15 protein-coding genes are annotated in these 23,040 nt (G+C 48.5%); 3 read left to right on the plus strand and 12 right to left on the minus strand.

Translation table 11 applies throughout. The features are described from left to right. Nucleotides 1–629: 629 nt before the first annotated feature. The 12 genes from LJF34_RS24220 to LJF34_RS24275 form a co-directional block, all read right to left on the minus strand. Nucleotides 630–2,399: a malectin domain-containing carbohydrate-binding protein gene (locus LJF34_RS24220; protein ID WP_231188477.1), complete on the minus strand. Its 1,770-nt coding sequence runs from the start codon at nt 2,397–2,399 to the stop codon at nt 630–632. 208 nt (nt 2,400–2,607) lie between these two features. Next, nucleotides 2,608–3,459: a sugar phosphate isomerase/epimerase gene (locus LJF34_RS24225; protein ID WP_231188478.1), complete on the minus strand. Its 852-nt coding sequence runs from the start codon at nt 3,457–3,459 to the stop codon at nt 2,608–2,610. Nucleotides 3,460–3,522: 63 nt separating this feature from the next. Next, a complete protein-coding gene (locus tag LJF34_RS24230; RefSeq protein WP_255666473.1) occupies nt 3,523–4,434 on the minus strand; it encodes a UbiA family prenyltransferase in 912 nt (303 codons plus the stop codon). Between the two features lie 27 nt (nt 4,435–4,461). After that, on the minus strand, nt 4,462–5,337 hold the full coding sequence (locus LJF34_RS24235) for a sugar phosphate isomerase/epimerase (RefSeq protein ID WP_231188480.1): 876 nt from the start codon (nt 5,335–5,337) through the stop codon (nt 4,462–4,464). After that, the gene (locus LJF34_RS24240) at nt 5,337–6,146 is read right to left on the minus strand and encodes a TatD family hydrolase (RefSeq protein ID WP_231188483.1); all 810 of its coding nucleotides are present in this window, start codon (nt 6,144–6,146) and stop codon (nt 5,337–5,339) included. Before LJF34_RS24240 ends, LJF34_RS24235 begins: the two co-directional genes overlap by 1 nt. Nucleotides 6,147–6,556: 410 nt before the next feature. Then, the gene (locus tag LJF34_RS24245; RefSeq protein WP_231188485.1) at nt 6,557–7,426 is read right to left on the minus strand and encodes a sugar phosphate isomerase/epimerase; all 870 of its coding nucleotides are present in this window, start codon (nt 7,424–7,426) and stop codon (nt 6,557–6,559) included. 194 nt (nt 7,427–7,620) lie between these two features. After that, entirely contained in the window at nt 7,621–8,676 is a 1,056-nt protein-coding gene (locus LJF34_RS24250; RefSeq protein WP_231188487.1) for an ABC transporter permease, read from the minus strand. Beyond that, a complete protein-coding gene (locus LJF34_RS24255; protein ID WP_231188490.1) occupies nt 8,673–9,809 on the minus strand; it encodes an ABC transporter permease in 1,137 nt (378 codons plus the stop codon). Before LJF34_RS24255 ends, LJF34_RS24250 begins: the two co-directional genes overlap by 4 nt. Next, nucleotides 9,802–11,397: an ABC transporter ATP-binding protein gene (locus tag LJF34_RS24260; RefSeq protein ID WP_231188492.1), complete on the minus strand. Its 1,596-nt coding sequence runs from the start codon at nt 11,395–11,397 to the stop codon at nt 9,802–9,804. Before LJF34_RS24260 ends, LJF34_RS24255 begins: the two co-directional genes overlap by 8 nt. Nucleotides 11,398–11,715: 318 nt before the next feature. Continuing rightward, entirely contained in the window at nt 11,716–12,789 is a 1,074-nt protein-coding gene (locus LJF34_RS24265) for a BMP family ABC transporter substrate-binding protein (RefSeq protein WP_231188494.1), read from the minus strand. Between the two features lie 431 nt (nt 12,790–13,220). Next, nucleotides 13,221–14,582 (minus strand): nucleotide pyrophosphatase/phosphodiesterase family protein, encoded by a 1,362-nt coding sequence (locus tag LJF34_RS24270; RefSeq protein ID WP_231188496.1) that lies wholly within the window; start codon nt 14,580–14,582, stop codon nt 13,221–13,223. Then, a complete protein-coding gene (locus LJF34_RS24275) occupies nt 14,579–15,778 on the minus strand; it encodes an inositol-3-phosphate synthase (protein ID WP_231188498.1) in 1,200 nt (399 codons plus the stop codon). Before LJF34_RS24275 ends, LJF34_RS24270 begins: the two co-directional genes overlap by 4 nt. Nucleotides 15,779–16,470: 692 nt before the next feature. Here LJF34_RS24275 and LJF34_RS24280 point away from each other — a divergent pair. From LJF34_RS24280 to LJF34_RS24290, 3 genes are all read left to right on the plus strand, one after another. Then, nucleotides 16,471–17,250 (plus strand): IclR family transcriptional regulator, encoded by a 780-nt coding sequence (locus LJF34_RS24280; RefSeq protein WP_255666474.1) that lies wholly within the window; start codon nt 16,471–16,473, stop codon nt 17,248–17,250. A 741-nt stretch (nt 17,251–17,991) separates the two neighbouring features. Then, nucleotides 17,992–21,585: a ThuA domain-containing protein gene (locus LJF34_RS24285; protein WP_231188499.1), complete on the plus strand. Its 3,594-nt coding sequence runs from the start codon at nt 17,992–17,994 to the stop codon at nt 21,583–21,585. A 658-nt stretch (nt 21,586–22,243) separates the two neighbouring features. Then, nucleotides 22,244–22,615: a hypothetical protein gene (locus LJF34_RS24290; protein ID WP_231188501.1), complete on the plus strand. Its 372-nt coding sequence runs from the start codon at nt 22,244–22,246 to the stop codon at nt 22,613–22,615. Nucleotides 22,616–23,040 lie beyond the last annotated feature (425 nt).

Raw genomic sequence — 23,040 nt, forward strand, 5'->3', positions numbered from 1 at the left:
GGCGGAGATTGAGGTACGGTTGTGAAGCGACTGATTCCCGTCTACTTACTCGGAATCTTCGATACGGACGCAATATCCTCGAGGCTCTCACTTGATTTGAGAAATGAGCAGCGGTTTCACGCCGAACTCTCGTTTGGATCGACGAGTCGAGATGTGCCATTGGGGCGGTATCCGCGGGAATTGTAGAATCACAAATCAACTTTTTTATATTCAAGATACAACTGCAGAGAGACTTCGAGGATCTATTACACTCCTAAATATGTAATGGGAATTACGAAGTTAGGTCTGTAATGGGGGTGTCAATCTTGAACCACTATCCCATTATTATGATCTACATGTTCTGATTTCTACTTAGAATATTAGGAAAAACATTTTCATATAATCAGAACGAATTCGAGCACCTTCCGTTCTAAGATCCGGATTCAACCGGTGAATTCGTCGCTGAGAAAACAGGGAGCGTCCCTCTCAAAACGAAACGATTCAAACCGGGAGTAATACCGCTAACAGATAAGGGACCCAGTGGATAATAGGGAAACTCGACTCTGGCGAACTTCGTACGTAGAAATGTAGCGGGTCGACAACTATCGATTACTCACGGAAAATAAAACGCGAAGGAGTATTGTTCTCGACTACTGTGAACGGAAGAGCTCGACGATATCGTCGAAATCTAGCTGTCCGTTTTCATTGAAGTCGAATGCATCCGGATTCTCTTGGACGACCGAATCATCGTAGTTATGGAAGAAATCAACGACGTCGTCGTAGTTCTCCTCGCCGTCACCGTTGATATCTTCGTACTTGCCATCACCATCCGGATCTGTCGGTGATTTGTCTCCAACGATGGGGTCGAGTTCCTCGTTATCCCCTGCAGGTCTGATTACGAAGCCACTGAATTTCGAGTTCTCTGCATACGTCTTCGTAGTGATTGAGAGATTCCCATCGGTGACTTCGACGTCCTGCACTGTCTTCGTGAAGGCGGCGTCATGACCGACTCTCGCATAGATATCCAACTTGGAGAACACCTGATCTCCCTGGACAGAGACATCGAATACTCGTGACTCTTCGCCTCCCCCGGTTGGACTTCCGTTGAAGTCGCCGCCGAAGTAAAACTCTGCAAATTGAAGTGTTACGTCATATGTGCCATTTTCGATGGAGACGTCATATGAGAGATTGCCACCGTACTGCTCACTCTGATAGAGCAGATCGTGTTCTGTTCCCTCGATAGGATCAGAACTCACACCTGTTTCTACAACGGCACCATTGGAACTCGCACTCCCATCTCCGTAAGCTTCCACGGCACCCGATTGCGAGACGAACTCGATTCCATCGATTGTGACCGTACCGGACGTTTCCGTTCCTCCCGCATCCCAACCGAATGGTGCAGAGATCGGTTCCGCTTCTACCTCTCCGCTGAGATTTCCATTGTAGTCTGGTCCTCCTACGTCTTCAAATTCCAGGCATTCGAGCCCGGGACGTCCATCGAGGAACGAAAGTACACCTGCACCAGTTCCGACGGACCCGGCGGGGTTTTCCGGCTGGTCGTGTTCATACACCAAGTACTCAACGTTGGCCTCTTCTCGTGCGACTTCGGCAATCGTTTCTAAGTCGAGTGCACCCTCTCCGAGCTCATAGAAACCGCCGTCCTGCATATCTTTCATGTGGATCAATTCGGTACGGGTGCTGTACTTGCGAATCACCTCGACTGGGTCGTGTCCGGCAGTATGAACCCATCCGACGTCGATTTCGAAGATGACGTTGTCATTCAGGTTCTCGTCTAGAACCTCCAAGATTGTTCTGCCGTCAATCTCCTCGAATACGGCGTCGTGATTGTGGAAACCGAACCGTGCATCGTATTCCTCTAAGTTTGCTGCAACATCGTTCATCCGCTGTGCAACGCTCTCGGCCTTCTGCACGGAATCGATCGATGGGAGTCCCGGTGTGACGAACATATCGACACCGAGGTCCGCGTACGTCTGGGCGATACTCTCAAAGCTATCTCCTTCTAGACTCTCGAGACCGATATGAGCAGATGGAGCAGAGAGTCCTACCTGATCGAGGACGCTATTAACTTCCTCTGTGCTCGCGCCACCCAATCCAGCGAACTCAACGGCGTCATATCCCGGCCCTCCGTTATTGTCAACACTTCCCACTCGCTGGATCAGTTGAGGTACGGAATCCGGGAGATTACGGAGTGTGTACAGCTGAATCGATATAGGAACCCCCGATGATTCATCTCCATCATCGTCACTGCTTCCGCCGTTCTGCTGTTGAGCGGCCGCAGTTCCGATCGCACCGCCACCTACGCCAAGCGCAGCAACCCCTTTAAGTAATGATCGGCGGTGGACGTCAAGTGACGTTCTCTCTTGGCTAATCTCTTCTCTATCTGTATGTTTTTTTGACATTGTTTTATCTCTCGGCTTCGTTTATTCCCGTTCTAGTTGACCGTAGTGTCGCTAGCCCAGTGTCACGGGATACCATATATTATATGCCTATCAAAATAAATGTTTATATCAAAATTCTAATCTATATAAACAGTAATTGAGATATAAATTATCGATCGATTTCCGTGCGATGTGGATTCGGATAATCTACGGCCATAGTCGAGCGTTTTCAGTCGAGATATTGGCTGAGTTCGTCGTACGCTCTTTCGGCTGCTCGGTCTGGTGAATTCGGATACGTGTACAGCTCTAGCGTTGCAAATCCATCATAACCGATATCATCGAGTGCATTGAATATCGACCCGAAATCTAGGTCCCCATCGCCAGGAATCCGATGATAGTGTTTACCACGTATGCCTCCTCGAATATCCTCTAAGTGGACTCCAGTAATGTGACCCGCACATTTATGTATACTTTCGGCAGGATCATCGCCGTAGACCGCTGCATGTCCGATATCAAGGTTGACCCCCAAGGATTCGCGGTCGACTTCTTCGATAAGTTCCAACACTTCGTCGGTGCACTCGACAAGGAGTTCGGGTTCGAACTCAATTCCCACGTCGATATCCTTGGTTTCCGCATAATCGAGTATTTCGTGAAGTGAGTCGTGCAAGTACTCCCGTGCTTGTTCTGGGGGATTCCCGGGTAGTGGACGGCCAGTAGCAATACAGACAGGAGGTGAACCGACCCTTGTGGATAAATCAATTGCATCTTTCGTGTACTCGATTCTCCAATTCCGATCGTCATCTTCCGATGTGATGATGGTCGGATCAAAAAATGACGATTCCGGAGCATCTTCATAGTACCCACTCGCAGTGTTTGCGTTGATATTCGATACGGAGAGAGTCGACTTCTCAAGTGCCATCTCTAAATCATCCGTATCTTGGTGGTCGAACTCGGGAAAATATGCATGTGGTTTGTCAGCTAATAATTCGATCCCGTCGTAACCATGCTGTTCAATACGTTCAATTGCCTCCGGAAGTTCAAATTGAGTATAGGCGTTCGTAGAAAACGCTAGTTGAACCATACCGATAGATTGTATTTTATAATTAAATAGCTTTCCCCGGAAAACCCACTGAAGAATGGCGGATTAGGTAACAGAGATCATCTGGGAGAATCCGATACTAGGTATGAGAAATAGAAGTGTAATTAACGCCCACTTTGAGCTGACTGTCGCGGCGAATGCGGCGTCCAGGATTGTCAATCCGAGAACGCAACGTCCAACAGCTGGGCCAATCGTCTTTGGTGAGGGATGGGCATAGGCACTCCACAAAGGTTGCCCCGTCCAGATGATGAACACGAGGAGAAGCACCATTACAAGAGCGGTATTTAACAACGAGGTGGGATGAACGATGAGAAAACCGATGGCTCCGACAGTGGCCAACACCGTTCCCCCTATAGCAATGAAGACAGAAGTTCGATCGCTCTCTCCTGTCTCTTGTTCGGCCATGTACGTCACGCTGGCGATGTATATGAGGATGAGTAGCGGTATCGTCAGTAATCGAACTGGAATCTTAGCGACGACCTCGACTATAGCCATTCCCAGGAGTACATTTAGTGCTCTGCTGCTCCCCATAAACAGGAATCCGGTAATCGTTCCGTTAAAGATGCCATCGTAGATGAGGATGACAAAGGCGAGAACTCCAGCTATTATACCCGCTACTGATCCACTGACTATCGATGCGGTTATAATTCCGCCGAGTAGAAAACTGATCCCGACAACGAATGCTCTATCTCTCTCGATAACCCCCGACGGAAGGGGTCGCTCTGGTCGATAGTGAGCGTCCTCAGTCACATCAAAACAATCGTTCAGGGTCGTTCCTGCTGCATACAGTAATATAGACGCTACCGAAAGTCCGATAACTGCCCAAATGGGGAATGTATCGCTCACACTAGCGACGAGAGCGGCACCTAAAATGATATCCGGCGGGGCTGTGAAAAGGTTTGGCAACCTGACCAAGGTAGCGTACGCCCTCAGTGATCGAGGACTTCCATTACTCATCGAAAATCAGATAGAGCGATCATTTGACTACGCCCACCCGTTTTCTTCTAAAAAGTGCATGGCTTCGTGAGCTGTCTCAGCTGCTGTTTCTCCGTATGGATACAATTCAATCGTAACAAAGCCATCGTAACCAGTACTTTCGAGACTTTCGAGGAAACCATTGATATCTATTGCTCCCTCCCCAAGTTGTGTATGCTCGTGAGTTCTATCCGCAGGGATATCTTCGAGGTGGTAGTGACCAGTGTACGAGCTTAGTTTATCGATGAGTGGAACTGGATCTTCGTTGACGGAATAGAAATGACCGACGTCAAAGTTACACTTGAGTCTTGGTGAATCAATTTTATCAACGAGCGTCAAAAATTCGTTAGAAGTTTCGATTAAAAGTTCTGGCTCTGGCTCGACTAACACATCCACATTGACTTCTTCGGCAGTTTTCAGGGCATTCTGTAACCCTTCAGTGAACATGTCCATTGCCTCATCACGGGGAATCTGTTCTGGTACTGGTCCACCAGGTGGAATCGAGATGTGCGGCACGTCGAGTGCTGCTGCCGTTTTTAGAGCGGCCTTCGTGTGCTCCACACGTTTTTCCCGATCCTCTTTTACGGGTTCGACGAATGATGGATGGTGGAAAAGCTCTGTGTCCCGTGAATATTTCGCTTCGAGACTTTCTTCGGATCGCTCCATCGCGCTAAGCATGAACGCGTTACAGTTACTGATGGCGAGTTCACGATCATCGAGCATGGTTAGAACTTGCTCTATTCTTTCATTATCGGCGGTCGGTGGATAGAGATGTGGATCGTCGAGCAATATTTCGACTCCATCGTATCCGGCGTCGGCTAACGCATCAAGCGCTTCTTCGAGTTCATATTCTCGAAATGCATTCGAGGAAAATCCAAATTTCATTATTTGAGCTCGTAGTTAAAGTTCGAGGATTGGTTGAAGAACTCGAATGGGTTTTCCCAAACGACTTTCCTGACTTCCTCGCGGCCCCATCCTCGATCGAGCATCTTGTCTCGTGCTTTCGGCACAGCGAGCGGATCGGAGGGGTCCCAGTCAGCGGCACTGTTGAGTAGCATTTTGTCACTCCCATACTCTTCCAATAGATCGATGGCTTTGGTATCCGTTATTTTCCCAGGATAGAGAGTAAAGCCGACCCAACAATCTGTCTGCAGTGAAGTCTCGATCGTGTTTTCCGTGTTGTGGTCGATGATTATTCGTTCTTCTGTAACATCTTCTTCCTTGATCATCTCGACAAGCCGCTCGGTTCCTTCCGGCTTACTTGTATGAGGGGTGTGAATTATGACCGGAATCTCTCTGCTTTCGGCCATCCGCAACTGACGCCGAAACGCATCTTCTTCCGCCTCAGTTCCTTGATCGAGACCGATTTCGCCTAGACCGACAACATTCTCTCTGTCCAGATAATCTGGGAGTGCCTCCAAAACCTGGTCGGCCATTTCTTGGTAATTTGCCTCCTTTGGTTCCAGACCGATGGTGACATAGTGGTCTATACCTGCGGTTCGATCCGCTCGTTCAGTTTCGAAGTCGATTATTTGCTCGAAATAATCAAAAAATGATTCTGGGTATTGTTTGTCCGTTCCACTCCAAAATGCAGGCTCAATACAGCATTCCACCCCTGCCAGTCGTGCCCGTTGGTAATCACTGCTCGATCGAGATATCATATGCATATGCGGATCGATTATTGGAATCGACATACTGTAGGGCTTATGCCTCATTACTATTAAAATTATGTATAGGCACAGTACATCATTTAAAGGGTAGACCGATGGGATAGTTATTTTTAAATCAACGGCCTATCGACTACCATGCCCGAGATATGCCCACACTGCCGGGAACCAATCACTTCAGTACGAAAGGAGCCGAAAGATGGACGGCCATTTGAAGTTTGGAAATGTGAAAACTGCGAAGAGGAATGGCGTCATCCACAAGAAACGATCCTCAACAACGATCTGGATTTCAGCGAAAGTCAGGATCAAATATCACGGCGGAATACGGATGCTGACTTGGAGTGGTGATTACACTCGACAGGGAATTTGGACGACCAATTTTGAATACTCATCGTCGTTCATCGCGGTGTCGACCTGCGAGTAGTCGTTTCCTACAACTATGTACTCTCACTCAAATCGCCGTCATAATTTTCCCCGCCGATATCAGAGATGCCGATGCATTCTAGATTTTGGGACCCATCGACGAGGGACAGGAATCCTGCCCCTGTCGACGCCGAGCTAGCGGGATTATCCGGCTGGTCATGTTCGTAAACCAGCACGTCAACGTCGGCGACATTTCGTGCGGTTTCAGCTACTTCCCTCATATCGACATCTCCCTCGCCGATTTCAGCGAAGGCATGTTGGTCATTGTCACCCGTCATATCCTTCATGTGAATCAGCTCCACCCGATCGCTATACCGCGAGATGAGGTCCGCGGGGTCGTAGCCGGCAACTAAAACCCATCCGACATCGACCTCTAAAATCACGCGATCGTCCGTCGCTTCGACGAGTACGTCGTACGCCGTCTGATCGCCCAGCATCTGAAACTCGTGATTGTGATTGTGATACCCGAGCCGGATGTCTTCTTCTTCTAGTCGAGCGGCGGCACTGTTTAACCGCTCGGCAAGCTCGTTGACCTTCTCACGACTACTGAACTGCGAGGGGCCAATGTAGGGGATGATAAATGTATCACACCCTACCTGACTGTATGCGTCTACGGTCGCTTCGAAATCGTTTTCTATTGGATCGAAGCCGATGTGAGCACTCGGTGCGCTCAAATCGTTTTGATCGAGTATCGTAGCAACCTCGCTCGGATCCGCGTCTCCCAATCCCGCAAATTCTACAGCATCATATCCTGGCGCGCCATTGTTGTCCACACCTCCGACTCTTTGAACCAGTTGCGGGACCGAATCGGGTAGGTTGCGGAGCGTATACAGTTGAATGGAGATCGTTACACCCGTCGAGTTGTTGTCATCGGTTTCTGCCATGTATGTGTCCGTTTGGTTCTCCCGCTCGTGTGAATCCATCCGACCGAATCCATTGTCACGGTGTGACATAGAATTGGAAATGTACCATAATAAATCTTATCGTCTAAAGTATTTTCATTTCGCGATTATGCCGTTAGTGATACGCTCGAACTCGCCGAGGAAGTGAGTATAAATAGGGGATCGATCAGAGTTTTTTACTCATCGGTTTCGTACGGTTCGCCGGCGGCAGAAGGTGTACGAGTCCGGCCAACTAATGCGAGCACGAGTAGCACCGCCACATACGGGAACAGACTCGTGAGACTTTGCGGGAAGCTGATTCCGATCGTTTGGAATTGGACCTGCAGCGCATCGGTTCCACCAAACAGTATCGAGGCACCGAGCGCGCCGAGCGGATTATAGTTCCCGAACATATACGCAGTGATTGCAATCCACCCACGTCCATCAACCAGCGTAGTACCGGTTCCAGTGAAGCCGCCAGCAAATCCGACTGCCAACGCAGCACCTCCTAATCCGGCCAGGGTACCCGAGAAAATCACAGCCAAATAGCGGACGTGATTGACATCTATTCCTGCGGTTTCCAACGCCTCGGGGTTTTCACCTGCGGCCTGAACCCAGTAGCCAAAACGCGTGCGGTAGAGATGAACCCATGCTGCGATGGAAACGAGAATCGTGATCAACACCATTGGAGATACCGCGAACAGGATCGGACCAACGATCGGTATTTTCGACAATCCGGGAATCACGATATCGTTGATGTTCGGCATGGGCGGACTCGAAAGGTCCTGCCAAATGAGACTAGCAGCAAACGGCGTGAAGCCTAACCCGACAAACCAAACGCCGAGACCAGCAACGATCTGATTTGCCTTATACCGGATCGTGAGAATCGCGTACAACAACCCGAGGAACGTACAGACGACGACCGCAACAATTACACCGAGCCAAAGATGGAACTGGGAAATGGAACTACCACCAGAGATGAACCAAGCGGAGGCCGTCGCGGAGAACGCTCCGAAGATGAGAAAGCCTTCAAGACCGATGTTGAATACACCACTCTTCTCCGCATACAGACCACCTATCGCTGCCAATGCCACTGGCGCAGCTGCGCGAAGAGTTCGCTCAATGACACCCACGTTGAGAATATTACTCACCGCAATATCTGTGAAGAGTACGGTCAATATCCCAATTACAACGAGGGCGATCACCGAACCGATCGTTGAGTTTCGGCGAGTTACTAAGTCTGTTACGCTCATTTGTCCACCTCATTATTTCGGGTGTTCCTCCAAAGGGTGACCATTCTGAATAGTTCAGGAGTTGCAACAAATACGATTATCAAGCCGACGATCCCATCGACCAACTGCCGTTGAATATCTAAATTATATCCAATATACTGTTTGCCAGCCTCTAAACCGCCAAAGAGCAAGCCAGCAGGAACGACGGCCAGTGGATTATTAGCGGCTAATAAACTCACAGCAATAGCGTTAAATCCAATCTGGGGAAGGGTTCCCGGATCACTATAGTATCCCAACACCATCACAACAAACACGGCACCGGCCAAGCCGGCGAACATTCCTGAAAAAACCATCGTCCCTACGATGTTCTTTTTCGGGTTCACTCCCGAAAATGCTGCTGCAGGTGCTTGTTTACCGCTGGTTACTAAGTCATAGCCGAATCGCGTTCGATTCATTATTAGATGAACGCTGATTACGGCTACAAGCGCGATCAGGACACCAATCACAGAAAAAGATGGGCTTCCAAAGACGATCGACGGGAGCATTGCGTATGCTGGGATGCTCTCAGTATTTGTTGCCGAAGCATTTGCTGCCTTAAAATGCTGATCGATAAGGTAGAATGTGACACCTGTAGCGATAAAATTGAGCATAATCGTCGTTATCACTTCATTCGCGTCTGCATACGCTTTCATCAACCCCGGGATCGCAGCATACATGCCTCCGGCGAGGATACCGGCGACGGTTCCAAAAGCGACCAACAATATACCGCCGATGACTCCCGAAGGGACATAGGGGGTCAACCAAAGGATTCCGATGGTCGTAGCGAAACCACCGAGGACGAATTGGCCTTGGACCCCGATATTGAATAAGCCCGCTTTAAACGAAACGGCGACGGCGACTCCTGCGAGACAGAGGAGCGTGGCTTGTTGAAGAGTCAAAGAGAGGTTTGAGGTCGTTCCGATTGCACCATAGAGAAGTGCATAGACGAACATAACGGGGTTGTTTCCGGTCGCTGCGACGACTATTGATCCAAGAAGTAGCGCCAGAACGACCGCAGCGAGTGCTATGAATATCCGATCCAAGGCACTTGCTGAGAGTATTCGACTAACGATGCGATCAGTAATTTCTTGTTTCCCGGTGTTTGTTTCACTCATTTTTGAACTCACTAGTGTCATTTGCTTTCTCTTGCTTCCTCTCATCGAGGCTTTTCACAGTGGTCGGTTGACGACCAGCCATCATCAATCCGAGATCCTCTTCAGTAACCGAATCCGGATCCACTATGTCGACTATTTTGCCCTCGAACATCACCCCGAGTCGGTCGGAAAGCTTCTGGACTTCATCGAGCTTCGACGAAACCAGAAGAACTGCTTTCCCTTCTTGACAGATCTCCAATAGCTGATTGTGAATGAATTCGGTTGAGCCGATATCGACCCCTCGAGTTGGAAAAGCGGCGATAACTAAGTCCGGGTCGTGTTCAAGTTCACGACCGACGATGAACTTTTGCTGATTTCCGCCAGATAAGGAGGAAGAAACAGCATTGGCGTTCGGAGGCTTCACACTGAATTCGTCGATGATTTTATCGGCATGACTTTGGACTTCATCCCAGTCTATGATACCGTTGTCGGCAAAGGGTTCAATGGTTTGATTACCCAATAATGCGTTCTTACTAAGGGAGTAGTCGAGAACGATCCCTCGCTTCTGCCGATCCGCGGGGATATATGCAATCCCGGACTCGATACGGCGCCGTCGAGGCATATCCGTAATATTTTCGTCTGAAAACAAGATTCTCCCTGAATCAACGGGTTGAAGCCCCGCAATAGCTTCGATGAGTTCTAATTGCCCATTCCCCTCGACTCCAGCAATCCCAAATATCTCCCCTTGCTTTACTGAGAAATTAACCAGGTTCACTTGTTCTACATCACGGTTGTCCGTAACACGAAGACTATCGATATCGAGGACCTTTTTACCGGTCTCCACGGATCGGCTATCGATTTCGAATAGGACATCCCTTCCAACCATCATCCGTGCGAGATCTTTGCGAGTCGTATCGTTCGCGCTTACAGTAGCTACAATCTCGCCGTCTCTCAACACGGAGATATCATCGGCCGCTCTCAGCGCTTCGTCTAATTTATGCGTGATGAAGATGATCGAATGGCCTTGCTCGGTGAGTTTCTCCATCATCCCAAAAAGCTCCTCAACCTCTTGAGGGGTGAGAACAGCGGTCGGCTCGTCGAGGATCAATGTACTTGCCCCTCGAAATAGGGTTTTCAGAATTTCAACGCGTTGCTGGGTGCCAACACTGAGTTCTTCAATCTTTGTATCTAATTCCTGGTCTACATCGAATCCATAAATGGAACACAGTTCCTTTATGCGCTCGCGTGCAGCATTAGTATCCACGAGGCCACCGGAGGATGGTTCATGTCCAAGTATGATGTTTTGCAGTACCGTCATAGAATCCACCAACATGAAATGTTGATGGATCATTCCTATCTCCGCTTCGATGGCATCTTGTGGTGAGTCGAAGGATCGTGAGTTACCATCGATATACACTGTCCCTTCATCGGGGGTGTATAACCCATGGAGGATATTCATCAATGTGGTTTTCCCAGCACCGTTTTCACCGATGAGTGCGTGTACGGTACCTTTACGCAGGGTGAAGTCCACGCTATCATTCGCTACGATGTCTCCGAATCGCTTTGTGATCTCGCTGAGCCTAACCGCATTCGAACTCGTTTCACTCATTATTGTACTCTTGTAGCCCAAACATGATTTTAAATCCTTTAATATTATTACTCACGGTCCGAATGATATCTACTCCCGGATCATTGAATGTGGAGTGCACCGAACTTAACGAATGCTCGCCACCCCGTGCCTGTATTGGTTCTGACAGTACCCATTTTTCAGTAGCATAGTTCGCGTATTCGTGTTTAATCATACATAGTCAATTTTTATCTAGCCTCTTCACTTAACCATTTCTTCGACATTCAAACATTTATATAAAAAATTATAGTTTTACTTGTCCCAAATAACTGAATTCGAATTCTGATTCGTCACCTTTTCTTAGCTATTACACCCGGACGCAGTACATGGCACTTTGACATCCCCGTCAACAATCGCTTTACGAGAACTATCGAGATTCTTCTGCACCTCTTGGGGAAGTTCGGACCCGACCGATTGTCCGAGAACTAGTTTTACACCGTTATCATCGAGTCCAAGAACGTTTTTCCCTTGGACGGAATCCCATTTGTCATTGTTGACCGCTTTAGCAACCTCAAAAGTACCTTTATTAATGTACTTTACGCTGGATCCCATAATGACGTCCTTATACTCCGATAGCGTCTTGGACTGGTCTGCATCCGTTCCGATTCCGAAGCGGTTTTTCTGTTGTGCCGCTTGGAAAATGCCTTGCCCAGTGGCCGCTGCAGCGTGGAAGACGATATCAGCGCCGTTATCATACTGTGATAGTGCAATCTGTTTCCCTTTCTGTGGACTGGTGTAAGTACCCGCATATCCGACATTTACGTTGATATTTTTATCCATACGATGAACCCCGGCTATGTACGATTTCTCGAATGCACGAATGAGGGGGCTATCTTCCCCACCGACGAATCCGACCGCTTTTTTATCCGGGTTGGTGGAACTGTTCTTATATGAGAATGATTTCGTCGTCATCGTACCGGCAAGGACACCTGCTTGATAGGCCATCTCGTTATTAGCCCAGATGTAACCCGCAACGTTGGGTCTATCGATCGTGTCATTGATCAGCATCCAATTTTGATCCGAATACTCCTTTGCGTTAGTCTCCAATGCTTTCGTATGGTTATACGATACCAAAACGATAACATCGTAATTGGGATCCGAACTCTCCGCCAATCGAGATTGGACGCTCTGATACTGTGATTGATTCGTCTCTTGGACTTTTTGAATATTTGCTCCGAATTTCTTCTTAGCTTTCTGTAGACCTTGGAGAGCCAAATCGTTGAAGGCTTTGTCACCAAAACCGGACGGGCTCGATACAATCGCCAGATTTAATTTTTCGCTATCTGATCCCGAAGGATTGCCAAGACATCCAGCGAGTGAAGTACCAACTATTGCTGCACTACCTTTTTTCAGAATATCGCGACGGCTTGTCATTAACATTCTAAGTGAATACTTGCAGTGCTATTAAATATATTTATAAAATAACCTATACAAACTCCTTGAGATATAATTTACTACGGAAGCAAATAAAAACCGGAATGCAAACAGATTCCCGGAGTATGGACGGGTTTCGACGGCCATTTTCTGCATATCTCCAGTGATCACACGAATCCTCATAACCTTTTAGTAGTAATACGCTCACGGTTAATCAGAGGAATAAAAATGGAATGTGCAGTTTGTGGAAGCCCCGTTCACCAGTATGAACAGATCACAACGAATCACGAAACTACGGATTACTATTTTTGCTCGGACGAACACAAAGAGGAGTTCGAGAGTCTCTCGGGTGAGTTCACTAAGTAGAAGAAAGGCCGGTAAGAGGGACACTATTCAGCAACCCGCTATCTAGACTTCGGATCGATCCTTTTCTATACCACCGGTGGCTCTTCGAACTGGAGTTCCTCTTCGATTCCCAGAACTTTTGCTATTGTTGGCGCGACACTCAGAGCATCTATCGATTCTAGTCGATTGAGGTCAAATTCGGAAGCTGCAGGACCTCCGATTCCATATACAGGCCACGTATTCGAATCGATTCGGCCGTGGGATCCCCCTACTTTGGATGGGTCAAGCGAAACTAAACTGCTATCCCCGACAAAGAGCTCGCATGGGTCAAATCCTGGTTTAGCGTGAATATCCATATCCACGGCATAGTGCGGGGCTTCGTCCGAAGATTCCCACCAATAGTACTGGAACCATGCATTTGGTTCCGCGACTAATACCAAGTCACCTGCATTTGGATGTGCGATATCGAACGTTTCTTTCCCTTCCTGGTCAAGGACGGAATCTACTCCCTCGAGATTTTCGAATAGCTCTTTTACCTCGTTAACCGACTCATCATCGGTGTAAATATGAGCAATCTGGTGGTCGACCATGGCGAAGGCCTGTGAGGATTCCAAATCGACCTCCCTGCCACCCTTTTCATAATCAGTAACTGACAGCAGATTTGCCTGCCGCAGTGCTTTATTCGGGAGCAAAGGTGTATCGACCGAGTGAAAGCCATATTCGCTAACGACATTAACGACTGTTTCTTCCCATCGAGGGGTCTCTCTGAGTTCAGTGAGGAACTCTCCTATGAGTTCATCGACGACACGCACTTCGTCCTGTAATTCTTTCCCTGGACCTTCTCGGAGACCCGTATAGTCCAAATGTGGGACGTAAACCCAGAGAAGATCAGGATCGAAACGATCTATCGCCTCGGTCGCTGCATTAAATATCCATTTGGTGCTGGTTTTGTCAGCAGCCGGCCCCCAGTAGTTTAATAGTGGAAAATGGCCGAACTTCTCTTGAAGTACGTCGTAAAATTCATCCGGATTCGACCAACAGTCCATTTCGATGAGATTGTTATCTTCATCTTCTATTGGAGAGGGGGTAACTACAACATCTCCATTTGATCCGATCAAATGCTGGAAGAACAATGCTCCGGTCGTCAACCCCGCTTCGTGAGCAGTTTCCCACAGACGATTTCGTCCGCCACGGTCCCGTTCCCAGAATTCCGCTTCTTTCCGGTCGCGGTCGAATTCGCCACTTGCCACGTCTCCATGATCCCCAGGGGATTGCCCCGTTGCTAACGTTGTTTGGGCGGGGACGGTCAATGCGGGGAACGCCGGACGCATAGGGATCACTTCATCAAGGAGATTCGCAAGATTCGGAGCAAGTTCTGACGAAATATGATCCGGTTGGAGGCCGATGATATCCAAGACTATCACACGGCTTGCTTCTGACTCCGTCATTTATTCCTCTCTTTGTTGTGTTCTCTGGTGTAGTCGTCGAGAAGTTCGAACTGTCGAGACAAGTCGTGTTCCGCCACTCCAAGCGGTGACTTGAAAAACGAGGCGAGTTGAGGTTGAAGACCTCCGTTCCCGTAATCGTCTGCATGAGCTGTTAACCGGATAAGATCCAATATGAGTGGTGCAGCTAACGCCGAGTCAGACCCTTCCCACGTGAACTGCATCTTCATTTGCGTATCGAGAAATCCAGTAAAACGAATATCGTCCCAAGCTGTTTTCCAATCCCCGAGCGGTGGAGTGTAGTCGATTCGAACGTGGTTATGGAATTCTCCTTGCAGGATGCTGTCAAGGACACCGCCTTTGCTCGCTAATTTCCCAGCTTTATTATCGTCGTCTTCAAGAACTAACCCATCCTTATTTCCGAGGATATTGTGGCCGACCCATGACTGAACACGAAGGTTTCGCTGTGCAAACATTGGAGCGAGAGCGGATTTCACGAGAGTTTCTCCAGTCTTCCCGTCTCGACCCATATGCGGAACGTCGTTCAAATCCGCTAGTTGACGGAGACCGCCCAGTGCAGAGCCGGTACTCGGTGTGAAGTTGACGTATGGCATTTCCTCTACGAGGGCCGCATACGCGTAAAGAGAACTAGCTGGGATCCCACGATCATTGTTCTCGATGGCTTGCTCGAACGTATCTAGTGTGTCATACTGGTCTGCATTTTCGAGCGGTGGTTCGGTTGATGCAGCGTTAACGACAATGACCCGATCCAGGTCGTTATCATCCGCAAAGTTTCGGTAATCCCGTCGGATTTGGTCGACAACATCGGAGAGTGAATGAGATGACAGGGTCTGTTCTGCAATTTCGTCGACTGCACGACCACAATTGAGTGCCGTACCGGTTTTGATCCGCTTGTCGATAACTTCTAGATCCTGCTTTACTGCTTCGATTGTTTTTGCTGATGGTGTGCCCGATTCCGAGAGCGACTTAGCGGTCGATAGCAGTGAAGTCTGTGATACATCGTGACCGCCAAATACCAAATCTCCAATTTCCGGCAATTCTAACGACCGATATGGATCCCGTGCTGTGACTAAACCGGTTGTATCTGTCACTCCTGCTCCAATAGCACATGCACCAGTAATTGCGGTAGTTGCTACGTTTCCACGTGCTCCAATTATCCAAACACCTGTTTGACTCATAGTATACCTCGGTTGCTTCGTTTCAGAGTTTTCTGCTTTTGTCCGATATCGCTACTTCTTGCGTTTGTTTTCTCAAGATGTGAGTCCATGTCACGCATCTATTTTGCTAGTCATCGCTCCTCACTATTGACCTTTGTGCTGAAAATACGTCGGCATCATTTTCAGGATCGGACTGTTGATCCAGATGCATCTTTGTCCTTGCATAACTCCGTGATCCTTGGAGGTTCGGGATATTGGGTGATCTTTATATTGACTCTCAATTTTGCCCGGACATAATAACAGTTTTATGAAATATGCCTCATTTCTACCATTTATTAAAGAAAAACAACCCCGTCATTTTCGAGAATCGATTCCTGATTCTGTCGTGATTTCAACCGAAAAGAGGCGAATGAAAAAAAGACTCGAACAATATTATTATTCGTTGATGATTCATCGACCTCAGATAGAGGGGTTTCTGAACATAACAAACATTCATCGATTCGTCTTGAACACGGTTTTCTCTGTTAACAATCACCAAGCGTGATGAATCCCCAAAACAGTCATCAATTCAACACCGAACCATGAATATACAAATGTATAAACTTTCTGCCAATTGGGTATGTTGAGAAACACATAGATAATTATTGTCGATATATGCCTTTATTATAGATTGGAATGAAAAAATTCCCGTTCTGATAAGCAGAATTTTTATTATGAAGAAATACATAGTAATGACCGTGAATACCAAGCATGCCGTTAGGACGACTGAGAAGTCGCTCCTAATTGTCGAGAAACTGAGAGAGAATGGTCCTAGTGGGATAACCGAGCTTGCCGATGAGACGGGTATGGGGAAAAGCTCTGTCCATAATCATTTGATGACTCTTCGGAAATTTGGATACGTGAAGAAAAATAACAAAGATTACGAGCTCGGATTGAAATTTCTCGATTTAGGTGGCTATATTAGGAAAAATATGCCTCTTTACCAAATGGCATCTCCCGAGGTGAAATCACTTGCTCGAGAAACAGGCGAATTGACGAATTTGATGGTTGAAGAACAGGGTATTGGGGTATACCTGATGAGAGCCATGGGCGAGAACGCTATAGAATTGGATACACACGCTGGTTTTCGGACTCCGCTACATACAACGGCGCTTGGAAAAGCAATTCTTGCTTATCTTCCCGAATGTCGGACCAAACAAATAATTGAAGAGAATGGACGGGGATCAGAAGTAAACAGTGCCATTGATTCGAAAAGGGCGTTGTTCGATGAGCTCGACGTTGTTCGCCAGCAGGGCTATGCGATCGATGATCAGGAGAGACTACAGGGTGTGCGATGCCTTGCAGCACCAATCTGTCTCTCCGATGATGAGGTCCTTGGTGCGATCAGTATTTCCACACCCGCTAGTAGGATGCAAGATTCAGACATTGAGGAGTTATCAAATAAATTAATGGGTTCGGCGAATGTTATCAGCCTAAATATTAGTTATAGATAGCCTACTGTAGTCCTTTATAGTCTATTCTTCTATTCGGCCGAAGTTAGTGTGTTTATGATTAACTAGAATATTATTGCAACATCTGAGTCTTCTACTCCTATTATAGTCGCAAAATCAGAAAAACAGTGATAATAATAACAGCATCAAGTATATAACCATCATATATCCCTGTTCTACTATGCAAAAACGTCATTTATTTTGCTGATACCCATGCAATTATCATTCCAAAAACCAATTACGGATAAAGATAATTATTATTGGGTGCTGTATGGGCTGGGAATTACATTACTACCTTTGTAAACGCCTATTACATAACTAGCAATGTAAAAGTTGGTCATCGGATACCTCTTTTTGTTGTTCATAGAATAAGAACAACTCCCCCGTTTTTCTACGAATCCATTTCTTAGATGAAATATCCCTGGTTTATTCGTTCTCCATACTCTATGATAAGTTATGTTTAGAATTGACTAAGAATCTGTTGTTCAAAAAATAAATGAGTTTTATTAGATAATTCAGTGGTTATTAGGATTATTTCTCTTGCACCAACACCTTTTTATATTTCAGCTTTGAGCAAATATGTGTGGTACTAACATGAGCAATAGTAACACGCCTGAGTCAGACACACATAAAAAAATAGACACTTATCGACGACGAGTTCTTCAAGGAATCGGAGGACTTGGCGTCGCTGGGCTCTCTGGAGTTAGTATAGCGAATTCTAATACCCCGGCTAGAGCCAAAGAAATGGACGTGGGAGAGAATCCTGCTATTCTCGTCCTATCGGTGACTGCAGGATATCGCCACCAAGCGATTCCGACAGGGAACCAAACGATCCAAGAGCTGGCCGATGAGATCGCTACAGAGAACGGTGTCGACGAGATTACGGTCGATATCATCGATGATCCCAATGGTGATGCTTCCGCATTCCCGACGAATGCTGACGATCTAGCCCAGTACGACGTCGTGGTTTGGAATAGCACTACGGGGGACGTGTTGAATGAAGAGCAGCAATCAGCTTTTGAAGAATATATCCAATCAGGCGGTGCATATGCTGGAATCCACGCTGCAGCCGACACCGAGTATGAGTGGGAATGGTACGGTGGATTGGTCGGTGCATATTTCGAGGACCATCCATCGATACAGACTGCCAATGTGCACGTAACTGATCGTACCCATCCATCCACGGAACATCTTCCTGCAGTATGGGAAAGGACGGATGAGTGGTACGACTATCAATCGAATCCTCGTGGCGATGTACACGTTCTGGCTAGCCTGGACGAGAGCAGTTACGAGGATGCGGGGATGGACGGTATAGACCATCCCACAGCATGGTGCCAATACTACGATGGCGCACGATCCTGGTATACAGGAGGCGGCCACACGGAAGATAGCTATTCGAACGAAGCGTTCCGCCAACACCTCAAAGGTGGGATAATGTGGGCTGCAGGCTACGTCGATGGTGGGGCATCCGGTACGGTGTGGGACAACTACACCACCGTGCCACTAGACACGGATACGTCCAGCCCAGCGATGGTCGATATCGCACCCGATGGTCGAGTTTTCTACATCGAACGCGGCACGTTCGGTGGTGGTCCGGAAACACCCTCCCAAGTGGTAGTGATCGATCAAGATACCCCTGATAACGATAAGCACGTCGCCCTAGACCTCACTGTGTATGCTGAGCAGGAAGACGGCCTTCTCGGAATTCTCCTCGATTCCGACTTCGAGAATACTGGTTGGGTATATCTTTACTACTCGCCACTAAACGAAGACATAGATGAACCCCATAATCGTCTTTCGCGCTTCACGATGGAAGACGGTACGATTGACCGAGATTCCGAAGTCACGATAATGAAGGTCCCGACGCAGCGAGAAACCTGTTGTCACACTGGTGGCGACATGCACTGGGGACCAAACGGTGAGCAGCTATATCTCACCACCGGCGATGACTCCAATCCGTTCGAATCCAGTGGATATGCGCCACTGGACGAGCGTGACGGGAGAGAATATTACGACTCTCAGCGTACCGCAGCTAATACCGCGGATCTCCGCGGCAAAATCCTGCGGATTATTCCCCACGAGGATGGATCGTATTCGACTCCAGACGATAACCTTTTCACTGGATCCGAATATTCCGAAGACCTCGATAATGGCCTCGTTAAGCCAGAGATCTATATCATGGGCAATCGGAATCCCTACCGGGCCTCGGTGGACCACGAAACGGGTACGCTCTATTGGGGCGATTACGGGCCAGACGCTGGCGGTTGGAACGCCGAGCGTGGCCCACCGGGTACCGTTGAATTTAACAAAGCTAACGGACCGGGATTCTACGGATGGCCATATTTCATCGGCCCCAATATCCCGTATAAGGACTACGACTTCGAGACTGGTGAATCGGGAGATCCGTTCGACCCGAACAACCCGGTCAACGAATCGCCGAACAATACCGGTTTGACGAACCTCCCCACGCCCGAAGAGGCGATGATCTACTACGACGGCGACTGGGAGGCGTACCTCAACGGCCCCGATTATGCTCAAGAGTACCTCCCCGAGGAACCACCCTTCCCCCAGCTACAGGGTGGCGCACCGATGGCTGGATCCGTCTTCCACTATCACGATGACTATGATCCAAACCGTTCACTTCCGGAATCATTTGAAGGCAAACTATTCATCATGGAGTGGGGTGCGGGTTGGATCAAGTACGTTTCATTCGACGACGATGGAAACGTAATGGAGATCGATCCGTTCCTTCCGAATGCTGGATTCCACAGACCGATGGATATGAAGGTCGGTCCTGATGGTGCGCTTTACGTCGTTGACTGGGGAAGCGACTTCAGCGGCCCCAATGACGATTCAGGGGTTTACCGCATCGAACATACCAACATCCAGGCTCCGTCGATCAACTTCAGCGATGGAGCCGAGGTAACTATCGAACCGGGTAATACAGTAACCGTCGAAGCGTCGCTGACGAACACCACCTCATCGGTCCTTGAGTCTGGAGAGGTCGCACTCACTGCGTCTGGTGGATCGGATATCGAAGTCAGCGCCAACGATGGGACGACCTTTGATTCGCTCGCTGCAGGAGAAACCCAGTCGATGTCTTGGGATGTGACGGTACCGGATTCGGCAAGCAACGGGACACAGTCACTTTCTGCCACGACGACGTACACTCTCGATGGGAACCAGATAGAGAAGAATTCCACGTTTTCTGTTCGGATTACGGGTCCACTCTCGGCGCCGTTTGGATTCGATTCTGGTGGCAGTGAAATCGATGGCACAGTCACGATCGACGGACTGGATTTTGTTGCCCAATCAGACGCCGTTCAGGCATCCGGTGACTCGAGTGCAAGTGGGAACGATGTCGACGTCGCAACGTCCACGACTGGAGATCCGATCGACGGGACGGACCACGATGCGCTCTATCAGAGCGAACAATATGGCGGAAACCTATCGTACGACGTTGCGATTCAGAACGGCACCTACGACGTAACTCTCCACTTTGCGGAACTGTATTGGAACGAGATAGAAGGTAACGATGGTTACGTCGAGGACGCCGAAGGACAGCGCGTATTCGATGTCTCGGTGCAGGGCGAATCCGTACTCCAAGATCTGGACCTGTTCAAGCGCGTTGGCCATGACGTGGCCTTCACCAAAACAGTGCAAGACGTCGAAGTTACGAACGGTTCCCTCTCGATTAGTACGACCACGAAAGCAGACAATTCGAAATTCAGTGGTTTCGAAATCCAGCCAACGGATGGTGGCGGCAGTGGTGACGTGATCGAGGGTGGGACGACGATTGAACTCGGCGGAGAAACCCCCGGATGGGTTGGTCAGGCACCGGGTATGATCGATGGGAAGACGAATCCAACACTTCCATTGGTGGAGGGTGAGAGCTACACGATCACCTTCGAAAACCTCGATGGTGCACCGCACGACCTCGTCATCCTCGACGGAAATGGCGATTCCCTCGTCTCGACGGATCTCGTCATGGAGGAAGGTGGCACGGCAACGATAGAGTTCACTGCCTCGACCGAGATGGCGGAGTACTACTGTTCGGTTCACCCCACGCAAATGCGCGGCGCCGTCACTATCAAAGAAGGCGACAGCGGTGGTGACGGTCCAGAACCGGTGGTCGGCGATTCACGGCCGACGGACCCGGATGGAGACGGCAAGTACGAGGACGTCAACGGAGATGGCGAGGAGAATTACGATGATATCGTCGACCTCTTCGATAACTTCGAAGACGACGCGGTACAAGAGAGTCCGGATGCGTTCGACTTCAACGAGAACGGACAACTCGACTTCGATGATATCATCGAACTCTTCCGATCACAGTAACCAGTGATCTGATTAATAATTCTTTTTGCAGCCGAACAGAAGAGAGTGTAGTCGGATACGGGTAGTTAGAACTCTGAACATAGGCTTCTCGGAACATGATGAGGTGTGTGGTGCGGGAGTCCGAATACGTTAGAGTTCGTCGAGTATGGGAATCTTGGTTTCACGATATCACCGATGTCTTCCATTCTCGCCCCATAATTTCATGAATACATGGGATAAAAAATTAGGAGCATTTATTATTATTGGTGACCATCGTCTCTATGTTAGGTAAGTCAGGGCTTACCTGATAATTGTGGGAGTTGCTCAAGTAGTAATCTCTCACCATCCATGCCTCTTGCATACGTGGCGAATTGTATCGAGAGTACTACAAACGGAATTCGATTTCGACCAAGTGTTTTGACTGAGGCTTAGACGGACTCTATAGTCACGCAAACTGGTAGAAATCCGCTAACAGATACAGTGGTAGTATTCAGAGAGTTGGCGCCGCTTGTCCTGACTGGTGGCTTCAAACCGCCCTATCGATATATTTTACTGACGCGAAATACCGGAGTGAGAACGGTGTGAGCATATCGGAAGGCTATTTGAGTGTAACGAACCGATGCCGAGTTGTATCTCCAACCTCCCAAAAAGTAATCAGAGTGCGGTGCGATATGAAAATATGTCCACGATCACCGGAAAGAAACTGGAGCGCGCGTCTATGGAACGACTAGAGTGGATCGGTGTGGTTCTATCTGTCTTAATGGGATTGACGTACCTCTTCGAGGCTGCTGAGTCGCTACCGAGCATGTTGGGCCTCTCTTTTCTGCTTGCTGGGTTAGGATACGTTGGGGCGATCGTCCTCGCGCTCGTTGATTTTCGTCGATCACTTCTTTACGTGGCGGGAGTCGTATACAATCTTCTCCTTATTGGAGTTTACCTCTTGGTCCGAGGAGTGAACGATCCGGAACTCGTCGGTCCTCACGGCGCCGCCAAACTCCTTCAGGTTGTGTTCGTAATTCTTCTACTCGTGCTCATTGTCCGTAAGAGGTAACGATTTGAATAAGCCACAAAGGGACTAGAGACGTCCGCAATTACGCCACTGTAATCCCAATCAGCGAGCCGGTCTCGATTGTCGGTCAACGTTCTTCTGTCTTGAATTGGTAACAAAAGGACTCGATGACCTCCGTGGACTGAATCGTCCGACGATACGAAGCACGGTCGGTTTTTTGTCACCTCCGCTGTGCGGATGTGGTGGCTGTCTTGCGTTCCCGCGCGCATCAATTCACACCGGTCAGATTTAATCGCTACTGTCCGTTGTATACGCAGTGTACTCGACACGGCTGCTGGAACCAATACGACTGTTGGAACATTTGGCAGCATAGAGTTCCTATAATGTCCACTACGAATCTCTGTCAGGTTCTATTATCGGGTGCTCAAGGGGGTGGTGTTATATGAGTACGAATGATGTATCGTTGC

The sequence above is a fragment of the Haladaptatus sp. DYF46 genome (assembly GCF_021083305.1).
Lineage (GTDB): Archaea > Halobacteriota > Halobacteria > Halobacteriales > Haladaptataceae > Haladaptatus.